At 72.7% G+C, this 14517-nt stretch carries 7 protein-coding genes; 6 read left to right on the forward strand and 1 reads right to left on the reverse strand.

Annotation, left to right across the window (positions count from 1 at the left end):
* Nucleotides 1–30: 30 nt before the first annotated feature.
* From CCS38_RS18080 to CCS38_RS18105, 6 genes are all read left to right on the forward strand, one after another.
* The gene (locus tag CCS38_RS18080; protein WP_223734325.1) at nt 31–1470 is read left to right on the forward strand and encodes a sodium:solute symporter family protein; all 1440 of its coding nucleotides are present in this window, start codon (nt 31–33) and stop codon (nt 1468–1470) included.
* Nucleotides 1471–1567: 97 nt separating this feature from the next.
* Complete coding sequence (locus CCS38_RS18085) at nt 1568–3250, forward strand: thiamine pyrophosphate-binding protein (protein ID WP_223734326.1); 1683 nt, start codon at nt 1568–1570, stop codon at nt 3248–3250.
* Between the two features lie 102 nt (nt 3251–3352).
* Nucleotides 3353–6151: a discoidin domain-containing protein gene (locus CCS38_RS18090; RefSeq protein ID WP_223734327.1), complete on the forward strand. Its 2799-nt coding sequence runs from the start codon at nt 3353–3355 to the stop codon at nt 6149–6151.
* Nucleotides 6152–6251: 100 nt separating this feature from the next.
* Entirely contained in the window at nt 6252–7286 is a 1035-nt protein-coding gene (locus CCS38_RS18095) for an esterase-like activity of phytase family protein (RefSeq protein ID WP_223734328.1), read from the forward strand.
* 116 nt (nt 7287–7402) lie between these two features.
* Complete coding sequence (locus tag CCS38_RS18100) at nt 7403–11290, forward strand: ABC transporter ATP-binding protein (protein ID WP_223734329.1); 3888 nt, start codon at nt 7403–7405, stop codon at nt 11288–11290.
* A gap of 123 nt (nt 11291–11413) precedes the next feature.
* A complete protein-coding gene (locus CCS38_RS18105; RefSeq protein ID WP_223734330.1) occupies nt 11414–12856 on the forward strand; it encodes a S28 family serine protease in 1443 nt (480 codons plus the stop codon).
* A 102-nt stretch (nt 12857–12958) separates the two neighbouring features.
* On the opposite strand, the gene CCS38_RS18110 is transcribed toward CCS38_RS18105, so the two are convergent.
* On the reverse strand, nt 12959–14517 hold a 1559-nt coding region (locus tag CCS38_RS18110), incomplete at its 5' end, for a phosphodiester glycosidase family protein (RefSeq protein ID WP_223734331.1).

Raw genomic sequence — 14517 nt, forward strand, 5'->3', positions numbered from 1 at the left:
CCCCCTCCCGCCCTGCCGAAGGGATGGCCCATGGCTGTCGACTACGCGGTGATCGTCCTCTATCTGGCCGGCATGCTCGCCATGGGCTGGTGGGGTATGCGCCGCGCCCGCTCCAAGAGCGAATTCCTGGTCGCCGGGCGGCGCCTGGGCCCGTTCATGTACTCCGGGACCATGGCCGCGATCGTCCTCGGCGGCGCCTCCACGATCGGCGGCGTCGGCCTCGGCTACCAGTACGGCCTCTCCGGCGCCTGGATGGTCTTCACCATCGGCCTCGGGCTGCTCGCGCTGAGCCTCTTCTTCTCCGCCCGGATCGCCCGGCTGAAGGTCTACACCGTCTCCGAGATGCTCGACCTGCGCTACGGCGGCTCGGCCGGCGTCATCTCCGGCGTCGTGATGTGGGCGTACACCCTGATGCTCGCGGTCACGTCCACGATTGCGTACGCCACCATCTTCGACGTCCTCTTCGGCCTGGACCGCACGGTGTCGATCATCCTCGGCGGGGCGATCGTCGTCGCGTACTCCACGCTCGGCGGCATGTGGTCGATCACGCTGACCGACATGGTGCAGTTCGTGGTCAAGACGATCGGCGTACTGCTCCTCCTGCTGCCCATCGCCGTGGTCAAGGCGGGCGGCTTCGGCGCGCTGCGGGCCGAACTCCCCGACGACTACTTCGCACCGCTCGGCATCGGCGCCCAGACCGTCTTCACCTACGTCCTCATCTACTCCTTCGGCATGCTGATCGGCCAGGACATCTGGCAGCGGGTGTTCACGGCCCGCAGCGACCGCGTCGCGCGGCTGGGCGGCACCGCGGCGGGTACGTACTGTCTGGTGTACGCGCTGGCCGGAGCCGTGATCGGTACGGCGGCCAAGGTGCTCTATCCCCATCTCGGCAGCCCCGACGACGCGTTCGCCACGATCGTCAAGGACGCCCTGCCGATGGGCGTACGCGGCCTGGTGCTGGCGGCGGCGCTCTCCGCGGTGATGTCCACGTCCTCGGGCGCGCTGATCGCCTGCGCGACGGTGGCCAACAACGACATCTGGTCCCGGCTCCGCGGGGTCGTCGGCGGCCGGGACCGCGCCGAGAGCCACGACGAGGTACGCGGCAACCGCGTCTTCATCCTCGTCATGGGCGTCGCCGTCATCTGCATCGCCATCGCCCTGAACGACGTCGTCCAGGCCCTGACGGTCGCCTACAACCTCCTCGTCGGCGGTTTGCTGGTACCGATCCTCGGCGGCCTCCTCTGGAAGCGCGGCACGGGCACGGGCGCGCTGGCCGCCGTCGCGGCGGGCGGCGCGACGGTCATCGCCCTGATGGCCTGGCGCGGCGTCCTCGCGAACGAGCCCATCTACTACGGGCTGCTGGTGTCGCTGGCGGCATACGTGACGGCGAGCCTCCTCAGCAAGCCGACGGACCCGGCGGTACTGGCCGAGTGGCGCGCCCGCCTCGCCACAAAAAGCCCCGCCACTTGAGGCAGATGCGGCCACATCCAGCCCGTCCGGCGTTTGAGGACGAGCGGCCGAAGGCCGTGATCACCCGCACCCCCACGCACCCGCAGAGAGGCACGACGTGAGCCCCACCGACCCCTCGGCGACCGCCCCCGCCGCGCAGCGAACCGGCGGCGACCTGGTCGTCGAATCGCTGCAAGCACTCGGCGCGCAGACCGTCTTCGGCCTCCCAGGCCAGCACGCCCTCGGCCTCTTCGACGCCCTCAGCCGCAGCCCCCTGCGCTACGTCGGCCTGCGCGTGGAGAACAACGCGGGGTTCGCCGCTGACGCCTACGCCCGCCGCACCGGCGGCATCGCGCCGCTCATGGTCTCCACCGGCCCCGGCGCCCTCATGACGCTCGCCGCGCTGCAGGAGTCCGCCGCCGCCTCGGCCGCCGTCCTCGCGATCGGCAGCCAGGTGCCGGTCGCCGGGCTCGGCGGCGGCCGCCACGGCTATCTGCACGAACTCCCCGACCAGAGCGCAGCCTTCCGCGGCGTGGTGAAGTCCGTGCACACCGCCCGCACGCAGTCGCAGATCCCGTCAGCGATCGCCGCGGCCTGGAAGTCGGCCCTGACGGCCCCGCACGGCCCGGTCTGGGTGGAGATCCCGCAGGACGTGCTGCTCGCGCCGACGGAGATCCCCGTGGTCACGAGCCTGGCCGCGGACCCGGAGGAGCTGCCCCCACGCCCCGAGCTGACCGCCGTGGCCGCCGACGTGCTGACGAAGGCGGAGCGCCCGGTGATCCTCGCGGGCGGCGGCATCGTACGGGCCGGGGCCGAGCCCGAGCTGCGGGCGCTGGCCGAGCGGCTCCGGGCGCCGGTCGCCACGACGTTCGGCGGCAAGGGCGCCTTCCCCTGGACCCACCCCCTCTCCCTCCAGTCCTGGCTGGAGGACCGTCACAGCACGGATTTCCTGGAGGACGCGGACGTCCTGCTGGTCGTCGGCTCGGGCCTGGGCGAACTCTCCTCGAACTACCACACGTTCAGGCCCCGCGGCCGGGTGATCCAGATCGAGGCCGACGCGGGCAAGCTGGAGTCCAACCACCCCGCGCTCGGCATCCACGCGGACGCGCGCCTCGCGCTCCGGGCGCTGCTGGAGACGGCCGGCGCGCGCGAGGACGACACGGCGCCCGCGCGCGTACGGGCGCTGCTGGACCGGGTGGGGGAGCGGATCGCGTCCCAGGAACTCACCCTGGAACAGGACGTGCTGGCCGCCGTCCGCGAGGCGCTGCCGCCCCGGTCGCCCTCCTTCTGGGACATGACGATCCTGGCGTACTGGGCCTGGTCGGCCTTTGACGCCCGGCACCCGAACACCATGCACTCGGCGCAGGGCGCGGGCGGCCTCGGCTACGCCTTCCCGGCGGCGCTGGGCGCGGCGGCGGCCGACCCGACGCGGCCGGTCCTCGCGGTCTCCGGCGACGGCGGCGCCATGTACTCGCTCGCCGAGCTGGCCACGGCCCGCCAGTACGACGCGCCGGTGACCTGGCTGATCGTGGACGACGGGGGCTACGGCATCCTGCGCGCGTACATGGAGGACGCGTTCGGGCAGGCGACCGGCACCGAGCTGGCGCGGCCCGACTTCGCCGCGCTCGCCGAGTCCTTCGGCGTCCCGGCGGTGACGAGCGCCCCCGACCGGCTCCGGGCGGATCTGGCGGCCGCGCTGGCCGCGCCCGGCCCCTCCGTGGTCGTCCTCCCGGCGCGGCTGCGCATGTTCGCGCCGACGCACCTGGGTGATACCGCCGCTTCTCCGGCTTCGGAAAGTTAACAAAGCGCGTGGACCGTTGACGTGATCTGTTCATAACTTTAGGTTCGCTGCGGGCAGCGACAGATCTGCCTCCCGTGCCCGACGACCCGTCGACGGAGAACAATGACGTACTCCCCACGTCCGCTGCCGCGTGCCGGCCGGCGGCTGCTCGTCCCCCTGCTCGCGGGCGCGCTCATCGCGGCCGTACCCCCTGTGTCCTCCGCCGCGGAGCCGGACGGCCGCCGCGCCGCGGGCCCGGCGGCGGGCGCCACCCCCGCCGCCGACGGCTCGTGCGCCACCGACGGCGCCGGCTGGAAGTCCACCGCCACCCGCATCGACCCCGAGGACAGCCACCACCCGTACGTCGGCAACGGCTACCTCGGGCAGCGCGTGCCGCCCAACGGCACCGGATACGCGGCACCCGGTGAGAAGACCGGTTGGCCCCTCTACGCCCCGCGCTACGACGGCGCGTTCGCCGCCGGCCTGTACGCCGAGGGGCCCAAGTCGGTGAAGAAGCGGCAGGCCATCGCCGCGCTGCCCACCTGGTCCACGCTGGACGTGGCCACCGGCGGTTCCGACGCCGAGACGTTCAGCTCGGCCACGAAGCCCGGCCGCATCTCGCACTACCGGCAGTCCCTCCTGATGCGCTGCGGCCTGGTCCGTACGTCGCTGACCTGGACCGCCGCCGACGGCCGCGCCACCGACCTGGTCTTCGACGTGCTCGCGGACCGCACGCAGGCGCACACCGGTGCCGTGCGGCTGCGGATGACCCCGCACTGGAGCGGCCCGGCGACCGTCACCGACACCCTCGACGGGCGGGGTGCCCGCCGGATCGCGCAGACCGGCGGCGGCGCCCGCTCCGGGGACCGCACGCAGGACGTCACCTTCCGCACCGACGGCACGAAGACGGCCGGCGCGATGGCCTCCACGCTCCGCACAGGCCCGGGCATTCGTTCGGAAAGTGAACAGAAGGCCAAGGCGCCCGAGAAGCTGACGGCTCGTCAGGGCATCAGTTTCCCCGTGCAGAAGGGCCGTACGTACGAGGTCTCCAAGTACGTCGGCGTGGACACCGCGCTCACCTCCGACGACCCCAGAGCCGCCGCCACCCGCGCCTCTCAGCAGGCCGCGGCGCAGGGCTGGGACCGCCTGTACCACTCCCACGCCACCGCCTGGCAGCAGCTGTGGCGCTCCGACATCGAGGTGCGCGGCCGTGAGCAGCGCGACCTCCAGGCGTGGGTGCGCTCGGCGCAGTACGGGCTGCTCGCCAACTCCCGCGAGGGCTCCTCGGACAGCATCGCCCCGGCCGGTCTGACCAGCGACAACTACGCGGGCGAGATCTTCTGGGACGCCGAGACCTGGATGTACCCGGGCCTGCTGGCCGCCCATCCGGAGCTCGCCCGGTCGATCGTCGAGTACCGCTACAAGACCCGGGCCGGTGCCCGCGCGAACGCGGAGAAGCTGGGCTACGACGGCCTGTTCTTCCCGTGGACCAGCGGCGGCAAGGGCGATCTGTGGAAGGAGTGCCACAGCTGGGACCCGCCGCACTGCAAGACCCAGAACCATCTGATGGGCGATGTCTCGCTGGCCGCCTGGCAGTACTACCTCGCCACCAAGGACACCGGCTGGCTGCGCGAGCGCGGCTGGCCCCTCATGCAGGGCATCGCGCAGTTCTGGGCCTCCCGGGCCACCAAGAACGGTGACGGCAGCTACTCCGTCAAGAACGTCGCGGGCCCGGACGAGTACAGCAACGGCGTTGACGACGCGGTGTTCACCAACGCGGGCGCCGCCACCGCGCTCCGGCACGCCACCCGCGCCGCCGCCGTCCTCGGCAAGCAGGCCCCCGCCTCCTGGAACACCGTCGCGGACAAGCTGCGCATCCCGTACGACAAGAAGCAGCAGGTCTTCCAGCAGTACGACGGCTACAAGGGCACCACCATCAAGCAGGCCGACACCGTGCTGCTCCAGTACCCGCTGCAGTGGCCGATGTCCGACGCGGCCCAGCAGAAGACGCTGGACTACTACGCCGCGCACACCGACCCCGACGGCCCGGCGATGACCGACTCGGTGCACGCCATCGACGCCGCCGAGATCGGCGAGCCCGGCTGCGCGACGTACACCTACCTCCAGCGGTCGGTGCGGCCGTTCATGCGCGGTCCGTTCCACCTCTTCTCCGAGGCGCGCGGCGAGAAGGCCGGTGCCCATGACCCGCTCGCCGGCTCGCCCACGCAGGACTTCCTGACCGGCAAGGGCGGCTTCCTCCAGGTCTTCACCCACGGCCTGACCGGCCTGCGGCTGGGCGAGGACCGGATCACCCTGGACCCGACGCTGCCGCCGCAGCTCGCCGACGGCGTCACCCTGCGCGGCCTGCGCTGGCAGGGCCGGACGTACGACGTCGCGCTGGGCGCGCACCACACAGAGGTGCGGCTGACCGGCGGTGAGCCGATGACGGTCGCGACGCCGGAGGGCGAGCGGATCGTCGGCCAGGGCGCGCCGCTGACGCTCAAGACCCGCCGCCCCGACCAGGAGCCGACGGCCAACGTGGCCCGCTGCCGCACGGCGGAGGCCACCTCGGAGGAGCCCGGGATGTACGCGGGCGCCGCGCTGGACGGCAACACCACCACCGCGTGGGTGCCCGACGCCGCCACCGGCACGCTCACCGCCGACCTGGGCAGCGTCCGCCGCATCGGTGCGGTCACCCCGCGCTGGACCGACACGAAGCCGGAGTCGTACCGGATCCAGGTCTCCCGCGACGGGCGCCACTGGACCGGCACCGGCTACGACGGGAAGTCCCCGGCGCGGTACGTCCGGGTCACCGTGCGCGGCAAGGCGGACGCCAAGACGCACCCGGGCATCGCGGAACTGAGGGTGGCCGAGGTCAAGGCCAACGGCAAGGCCGACAGCAAGGCCGACGCCAAGGAGTGACGGCCGCCGTTCCGCCGGACGGTACGCATGGTGCGGGCGGGGCGCCCGGGGGAAGGAACCCCCGGGCGCCCCGCCCCTTTGCCGAGAGGAAGGACCCGCCGTGCGTCTCACCGCCGCCGTACCCGCCGCCCTCGCCGCCACGCTGCTCGTCACCGGAACACTCCCCGCGGCCGCGGCCCCGCCCGGCGCGCACGCCACCGGCCCCGCCTGCTCCCCGCGCGTCTCCATCGACCGCTACTCCGACGCCCTCGACAAGCGCTCCGTCGACGGCCTCTACGTCGGGAATTTCTCCGCGCTCGCCCGCGACACCGACGGCGACCTGCTCGCGCTCTCCGACCGGTCCGCGCTGGTCACCCTCGACGGCCGGACGCGGGAGCCGCTGCGCGGCATCCCGCTCGCCGACGAGGACGGCAGGCCGCTCGACTCCGAGGGCCTGGTCGTCGAGAAGGACGGCGGCCGGCTGATCGCCTCCGAGGCGGAGCCGTCCGTCCGTCGCTACGACCGGGCCGGGCACCCGGTCGGACGGCTGCCCGTACCGGACGGGCTGCGGGTCGCCCCGGCCGGGCGGGCCACCGCCAACCAGACCTTCGAGGGCCTGACCGCGGGCCCCGGCGCCCGAACGCTCACCGCGTCCATGGAGGGCCCGCTCGCCGGCGACGGCACCGACGCGCAGGGCCGCCCGCTGCACCGCTTCCAGACCTGGCAGCGGCAGCCGCACGGCGGCTACGCCCTCGGCAGGCAGTACGCGTACCCGGCCGAGCAGGGCATGACGATCCCCGAGATCACCGCGCTCCACGACGGTCGCCTGCTCGTACTCGAACGTAAATTCGAGCCCCAGGGCAACACCATTCGCCTCTACCTCGCCGACCCACGCCGCGCGGACGACACCCGGGACACCGAGAAGCTGACCGGCGCCACCCGCCCCGCCGGCAAAACCCTGCTCGCCGACCTCACGCGCTGCCCCTCCCTCGGCGCGCCCGCCCGGCAGCCCCAGATCAACCCCCTTCTGGACAACATCGAGGGCATGACCGTCCTGGGACGCGCGCACGGGCGGCTGCATCTGCTCTTGGTGAGCGACGACAACCAGCGGGCGCAGCAGATCACCCGGCTCTACGACATGACCGTCCGCCTTTGAGGCCAATGTCGGTCGATGACGGTCCATGGGCCGCGGGAATTGTTGCGGTGGGATGAAAACACCGGCCGCCGCTGTTGGTGACTTGCGGTAAGAAGTCGACCGGCGGGAGGCGTCGCGTGGCACGGGCGGACACGGATACGGCGGAAGAGGGCTGGGCGCGGCGCCTGACGCGCACCTGCTGGCGGTACAAACAGGATGTACTGCTCGCGCTCGGCTCCTCCCTCGCCGGGATGGCCGTCATGGCGCTCGTCCCGCTCGTACCGAAGCTGATCATCGACGATGTGATCGTCAAGCACGAGCGCTCCCTCGCGCCGTGGGCCACCCTGCTGATCGTCGCCGCGCTCGCCGTGTACGTGCTGACGTACATCCGCCGCTTCTACGGCGGCAGGCTCGCCCTGGACGTCCAGCACGACCTGCGGACCCGGATGTACCGGGCCATTACCCGGCTGGACGGCCGGCGGCAGGACGAACTCAGTACGGGGCAGGTCGTCGGGCGCGGCTCCAGCGACCTCCAGCTCGTGCAGTCGCTGCTGTTCATGGTGCCGATGATGCTGGGCAACGTCCTGCTGTTCGCCATCTCCCTGGTGATCATGCTGGTGCTCTCCCCGCTGCTCACCGTCGTGGCGCTCGCCGTCGCCCCCGCCCTGTGGTGGATCGCCAAGCGCAGCCGCCTCCGGCTCTTCCCCGCGACCTGGTACGCACAGGGCCAGGCGGCGGCCGTGGCGGGCGTCGTGGACGGCTCGGTCTCCGGCGTCCGCGTCGTGAAGGGCTTCGGCCAGGAGGAACAGGAGACGTCCAAGCTCCGCGAGGTCAGCCGGCGGCTCTTCGCCGGGCGGCTGCGCACCGTACGCCTCAACGCCCGCTACACCCCCGCCCTGCAGGCCGTCCCCTCCCTCGGCCAGGTCGCGATGCTCGCGCTCGGCGGCTGGATGGCCACCCGCGGCCAGGTCTCGCTGGGCACCTTCGTCGCCTTCTCCACCTACCTCGCGCAGCTCGTCGGCCCGGTCCGGATGCTCGCCATGATGCTGACCGTGGGCCAGCAGGCCCGCGCCGGCGTGGAGCGGGTCTTCGAGCTGATCGACACCGAGCCGGTCATCGAGGAGCGCCCGGACGCGGTGCCGCTGCCCGCCGACGCGCCCGCCACGGTCGAGTTCGAGCACGTCACCTTCGGATACGGCGACGAGGGGGACGCGCACCCGGTCCTGGACGACTTCTCGCTGCGCATCGAGCCCGGCGAGACCGTCGCCGTCGTCGGCACCTCCGGCAGCGGCAAGTCCACCGTCTCGCTGCTGCTGCCGCGCTTCTACGACGTGAGCGCCGGACGGGTGCTCGTCGGCGGCCGGGACGTGCGCGACCTGACCGCCGACTCGCTGCGCGGCGCCATCGGCCTGGTCCCCGAGACCAGCTTCCTCTTCTCCGACTCGATCCGGGACAACATCGCCTACGGCGCACCGGACGCCACCGACGAGCAGATCCGGGCCGCGGCCCGCGCCGCCCAGGCCGACGGCTTCATCTCCGCGCTCCCCGACGGGTACGACACCGAGGTCGGCGAGCAGGGCCTGAGCCTGTCCGGCGGCCAGCGGCAGCGCGTGGCGCTGGCCCGCGCGATCCTCACCGACCCGCGCGTACTGGTCCTGGACGACGCGACCTCCGCGGTCGACGCACGGGTCGAGCACGAGATCCACGAAGCGCTGCGCGGCGTGATGGCGGGCCGCACGACCCTGCTGATCGCGCACCGCGCCTCCACTCTGGCACTGGCAGACCGGGTCGCCGTCCTCGACGGCGGCCGGCTGCTGGACATCGGTACGCGGGAGGAGCTGGAGGAGCGCTGCGAGCTGTACCGCAGGCTGCTCACCGACCCGGACGAGCTGGGCGGCGTGGAGCGGGACCCGGCGGGGCGGATCGCGACGGCCGGGGCCTTCTCCGGCGAGGCGGCGGCCACGGGGCTGCTGGAGCCGGAGACCGCGACCGGCCTCCCGGCGCCGGAGACCGCGCCCGCCGCGCAGCCCACCGGTTCCCGCCGCGTCATCGACGGCGTCACGCCCGAGCTGTGGGTCCGTAAGGGCGAGGAGTCCGACGGCGGGCAGCCGCGGGACAGCGGCGGTGCCTCCGCCGCCGCGCTCGCCGGCCGCCCCGGCGGCATGGCCGGTGCGCTGGCCGGGATGCCCGCCACCCCCGAACTGCTCGAAAAGGTCGCGGCGCTGCCCCCGGCCACCGACACCCCCGACATCGACGAGGAACAGGCAGCCCGGCCGGAGAGCTCCTACGGCCTGCGCCGCCTGCTCCGCGGCTTCGGCCGCCCGCTGCTGATCGCCCTGCTGCTGGTCGCCGTGGACGCGATCGCCGGGCTGCTGCTGCCCGTACTGATCCGGCACGGCATCGACGACGGCGTACAGCGCGCCGCGCTCAACGGCGTGTGGGCCGCGTCCGCCGCCGCCCTGCTCGTCGTGCTCGCCCAGTGGGCCGCCCAGATCGGCTCGAACCGGATGACGGGGCGTACCGGCGAACGCGTCCTGTACTCGCTCCGCGTCAAGATCTTCGCCCAGTTGCAGCGCCTCGGCCTGGACTACTACGAGCGCGAGCTGACCGGCCGGATCATGACCCGGATGACCACGGACGTCGACGCCCTCTCGTCCTTCCTGCAGACCGGCCTGGTCACCGCCGTCGTCTCCGTCCTCACCTTCTTCGGCATCCTGGTCGCCCTGCTGGCCATCGACGTACAGCTCGCCCTGGTCGTCTTCGCCACGCTGCCGCCGCTGATCATCGGCACGTACTTCTTCCGCAAGCAGAGCGTCAAGGCGTACGAGCTGGCGCGCGAGCGGATCAGCGTCGTCAACGGCGACCTCCAGGAGAGCGTCGCCGGGCTGCGCATCGTGCAGGCGTTCCGCCGCGAGGGCAGCGGCGTCGCGCGCTTCACCGAGCGCAGCGCCGCGTACCGGCAGGCCCGCACCCGCGGCCAGTTCCTGATCTCGGTCTACTTCCCGTTCGTGCAGCTGCTGTCGTCCGTGGCCGCCGCGCTGGTGCTGATCGTCGGCGCGGACCGGGTGAGCGCCGGGACGCTGACCGCGGGCGCGCTGGTCGCGTACCTCCTCTACATCGACCTCTTCTTCGCCCCCGTCCAGCAGCTCTCCCAGGTCTTCGACGGCTACCAGCAGGCGTCCGTGTCCCTGGGCCGCATCCAGGAGCTGCTGCGCGAGCCGACCACCACCCCGGCGGCCGAAAACCCCCGCCCGGTGAAGGAGCTGGCGGGCGAGATCACCTTCGACGACGTCCACTTCCGCTACGCGACCGCCGACGGCGAGCAGGCCGAGGCCCTCTCCGGCATCGCCCTGACCATCCCCGCCGGCCAGACCGTCGCGTTCGTCGGCGAGACCGGCGCCGGCAAGTCCACGCTGGTCAAGCTGGTCGCCCGGTTCTACGACCCGACGGCCGGCGCCGTCCGCGTCGACGGCACCGACCTGCGCGAACTGGACCTGACCGGCTACCGCCACCGCCTGGGCGTCGTCCCGCAGGAGTCGTACCTCTTCCCCGGCACGGTCCGCGACGCCATCGCGTACGGCCGTCCGGACGCCACCGACGCCGAAGTGGAGGCCGCGGCCCGGGCGGTGGGCGCGCACGACATGATCGCCACGCTCGACGGCGGCTACCTCCACGAGGTCGCCGAGCGCGGCCGTAACCTCTCCGCGGGCCAGCGCCAGCTCCTCGCGCTCGCCCGCGCCGAACTGGTCGACCCCGACGTGCTGTTGCTCGACGAGGCGACCGCGGCGCTCGACCTGGCCACCGAGTCCGTCGTCAACCACGCGACGGACCGGCTGGCCGGCCGCCGGACGACCCTGGTCGTCGCCCACCGCCTCACCACGGCGGCCCGCGCCGACCGGGTCGTGGTACTGGACCGCGGCCGCGTCGCCGAGGACGGCACGCACGCCGAACTCCTCGCGCGGGGCGGCCGGTACGCGGAACTGTGGCGCTCCTTCACCGGCGAGCCGGCAGCGGCCAGGGTGTAGCGCCGAGTGCCCCGCCGCCCCCCGGATCACCGCTCCGACCTGCTACCGCCGGTCGGGGGGTGGTCGACGGGGGGCCGCCCCGATAGGTTCGGCGCGACCTTTGCGAACCCCAGGGGAGGGCGCATGCGCAAAACGCTCAGATGGCTGCTGTCACTCGTCGTGCTCATAGGCACGGTCGGCGCCGGCACGGCCACGGCAGGGGCGGCCACCGCCGCCGGGCCGGCCGGTACGACCGCGGACAGCCGCGCGGAAGCGGACATCAAGGACCGTCTCCTCGCGATACCGGGAATGAGCCTCATCCAGGAGAAGCCGGTCGACGGTTACCGCTTCTTCGTCCTGAACTACGCCCAGCCGGTCGACCACCGGAATCCGGGCAAGGGCACCTTCCAGCAGCGCATCACCGTGCTGCACAAGTCGACCGACCGCCCCACCGTCTTCTTCACCTCCGGCTACAACGTCAACACCGAGCCGGCGCGCAGCGAGCCCACCAAGCTCATCGACGGCAACCAGGTCTCGATGGAGTACCGCTACTTCACCCCGTCCCGGCCCGAGCCCGCGGACTGGAAGAAGCTGGACATCCAGCAGGCCGCCGCCGACCAGCACCGCATCTTCAAGGCGCTGAACCGGATCTACACCAAGAACTGGATCGCCACCGGCGGCAGCAAGGGCGGCATGACCGCGACCTACTACCGCCGCTTCTACCCGCAGGACATGGACGGCACGGTCGCGTACGTCGCGCCCAACGACGTCGTCAACGACGAGGACTCGGCCTACGACCGCTTCTTCGCCACCGTCGGCACCGCCGAGTGCCGCAAGGACCTCGCCGCGATCGAGCGCGAGGCGCTGAAGCGCCGCGGCGAGATGGTCGACCGCTTCCAGAAGGAGGCGAACGCCGAGGGCTGGACCTTCAAGCTCGCCGGGAACGCCGACCGCGCGTACGAAATCATGGTGACCGACCTGGTCTTCGGCTTCTGGCAGTACCAGCCCGCCGCCACCGCCTGCGCCGAGGTCCCCGAGCCCACCGCGGCCACGGACGCGCTGTGGACCTGGATGGACAAGGTCGGCGGCTTCGACAGCTACACCGACCAGGGCATGCAGCCCTACCTGCCGTACTACTACCAGGCCGGCACCCAGCTCGGTGAGCCCGGCTACCAGTACCCGAACGTCGCGGACCTGCTCCGCTACCCGGGCATCAACAACTCCCGCACCTTCGTGCCGCGCGACATCCCCATGTCCTTCGACAAGAAGGCCATGCCGGACATCGACCGCTGGGTGCGCCACCACGCCGAGCGGATGATGTTCGTCAACGGGCAGTACGACCCGTGGAATTCGGAACACTTCCGGGTCGGCAAGGGCGCGAAGGACTCGTACGTCTTCACCGTCCCCGGTGGCAACCACGGCTCCAACATCACCAAGCTGAAGGAAGCCGACCGCACCAAGGCCACGGCCCGCCTCCTGAAGTGGGCCGGCGTGACCCCGGCCGCGGGCGAGTCGGCCCCGGCGGCCCCGTACGACAAGAAGCTGGACAAGCAGCAGTCGCAGCGGATGCCGATGCTGCGCCCGTGACGGGCAGCAGGTCCGTGACGGGCAGCAGGTACTGAATGGTGGGCCCGGGGCGTGTGGTCGCCCCGGGCCCACTGCGCTGTCGGCCGCGCCGCCGCCGGTGGATCAGCGCTGGAGCAACAGTGCGTCCCCCACGGCGCGTTCACCCGTCGCGTCCGACGGGGTCGTGATCAGACGGCCGTCGACGGCCATGCCCACGGAGCCGCCGCCGTCGAGGTTCATGGCATGCGTGGCACCGAGCGACCTGATGAGCGCCGCGGCCTCGTTCAGGCCGAGGCCGTCGCTGTAGCCGGGCTGCCGGCCCGCGCTGGTGAGCAGGATGATCCGGCCCGCCCGGTCGGTGCCGAGGACCATCCGCGGATTGCGCCTGATGCCCCAGGTGTACGCGAACGAGCGGTCACCGGCGTGCTCGATGCCGTCGGCGGCGTAGTCGACGGCCACCCTGCCGTCGCGCACCAGCTGCGGGCCGCCGTTGACGATGTCGTCCTGTGCCGTGAGCCGCACGGGGCGGCCGTCGGTGTCGGTGATCTTCTCGTCCAGCCGTACCGCGGAGCCGGGCGCGGCATGGTCACGCAGCCACCGCTCGCCCGCGCCGATACCCGCCAGTACCGTGCCGCCCTCCGGTACCGGGCCGCCGCGCGGCCGCAGCTGCTGGACGAGCCCCTCGCCGTCCAGCACCGCCTCCACGCCGGGCCCGGCGGGCGTTTCGGCCCCCAGCTCCGGCGTGAAGCGCACGATCTCGTCCGGATCGGTGCAGGTCACATCGTGCTGCGGCCGCTCGGTGGGCCCGTCGCCGCCGACCCCGCCGCAGTTGCGGACCTTGCCCGGGACGCGGTTGATGCCGTCCACCAGCTCGGTGGCGCCGTCCGCGGTCACCTTCAACTCGGTGCGCAGATGCCGGAATTCGGGGTGCAGTCCGTCGCCCCGGAGGACGGCGGCGATCCGCCCGTTCGTCGCGGCGCTCTGCAGCCGCCCGTTGTACGCGGCGATGCCCGCGGCGGCACCCGGTACGCCGTCCTTGTCCTCCATCACGAAGAACCCGGCGTTCACCGCGAGCAGCGAGTTCGCGCGGGCAGCCATGTCGGTGACCTTCTCCCGCCCGGCGACCGCGGTCCCGTAACCGGCGTCCAGCCGCCCCTTGTAGGCCCGGGGATCGATCACGGCGACCTTGACGCGGGCCAGTCCCGTACCGGGCGTGCCGTCGCCGCCGGTCCACTCGCTGACGGCGTCGAAGCCCGCGGCGGCCAGTTCCTTGCGGGCGTTGTCGGCCTGGTTCTGACCGCCGTAGGTGCCCGTGCGGACCCGTATTCCGACCGTGCCCCGCCGGTCGGAGCCGGCCGGCCAGCGGACCTCCTCGGTACGCGGCGCGAACCCGGCCCCGCGCAGCCCGTCGGCGAGCGCGTCGGCCGTCTCGCCGCTGTGCAGCACCGCGCCGTCCTTCCGCACGGTGACCGTCCAGTGGTCGGCGCCGGGCCGCCCGGAGAGCGTGCCCTGGTACAGGTCGACGCCGGGCGCGAGCCGGTCGTGCTGCCAGCCGTCGAATTTCCTGGGCAGCGAGAAGGCGGCCGGGGTCGCGGCATCGGCCCGGTGAGCGGCGGAACCGGGGATCACGAAGGTCGCGGCGAGGGTGACGACGAGGGCGGTGGTCAGCGCGGGGGAGAGGG

The organism is Streptomyces purpurogeneiscleroticus, assembly GCF_020024005.1.
Classification (GTDB): domain Bacteria; phylum Actinomycetota; class Actinomycetes; order Streptomycetales; family Streptomycetaceae; genus Streptomyces; species Streptomyces purpurogeneiscleroticus.

What these genes read in the sequence shown, in the direction of transcription:
- CCS38_RS18105 (WP_223734330.1), top strand. Translation starts at nt 11,414, where the DNA reads ATGCGCAAAACGCTCAGATGGCTGCTGTCACTCGTCGTGCTCATAGGC.
- CCS38_RS18080 (WP_223734325.1), top strand. Translation starts at nt 31, where the DNA reads ATGGCTGTCGACTACGCGGTGATCGTCCTCTATCTGGCCGGCATGCTC.
- CCS38_RS18090 (WP_223734327.1), top strand. Translation starts at nt 3,353, where the DNA reads ATGACGTACTCCCCACGTCCGCTGCCGCGTGCCGGCCGGCGGCTGCTC.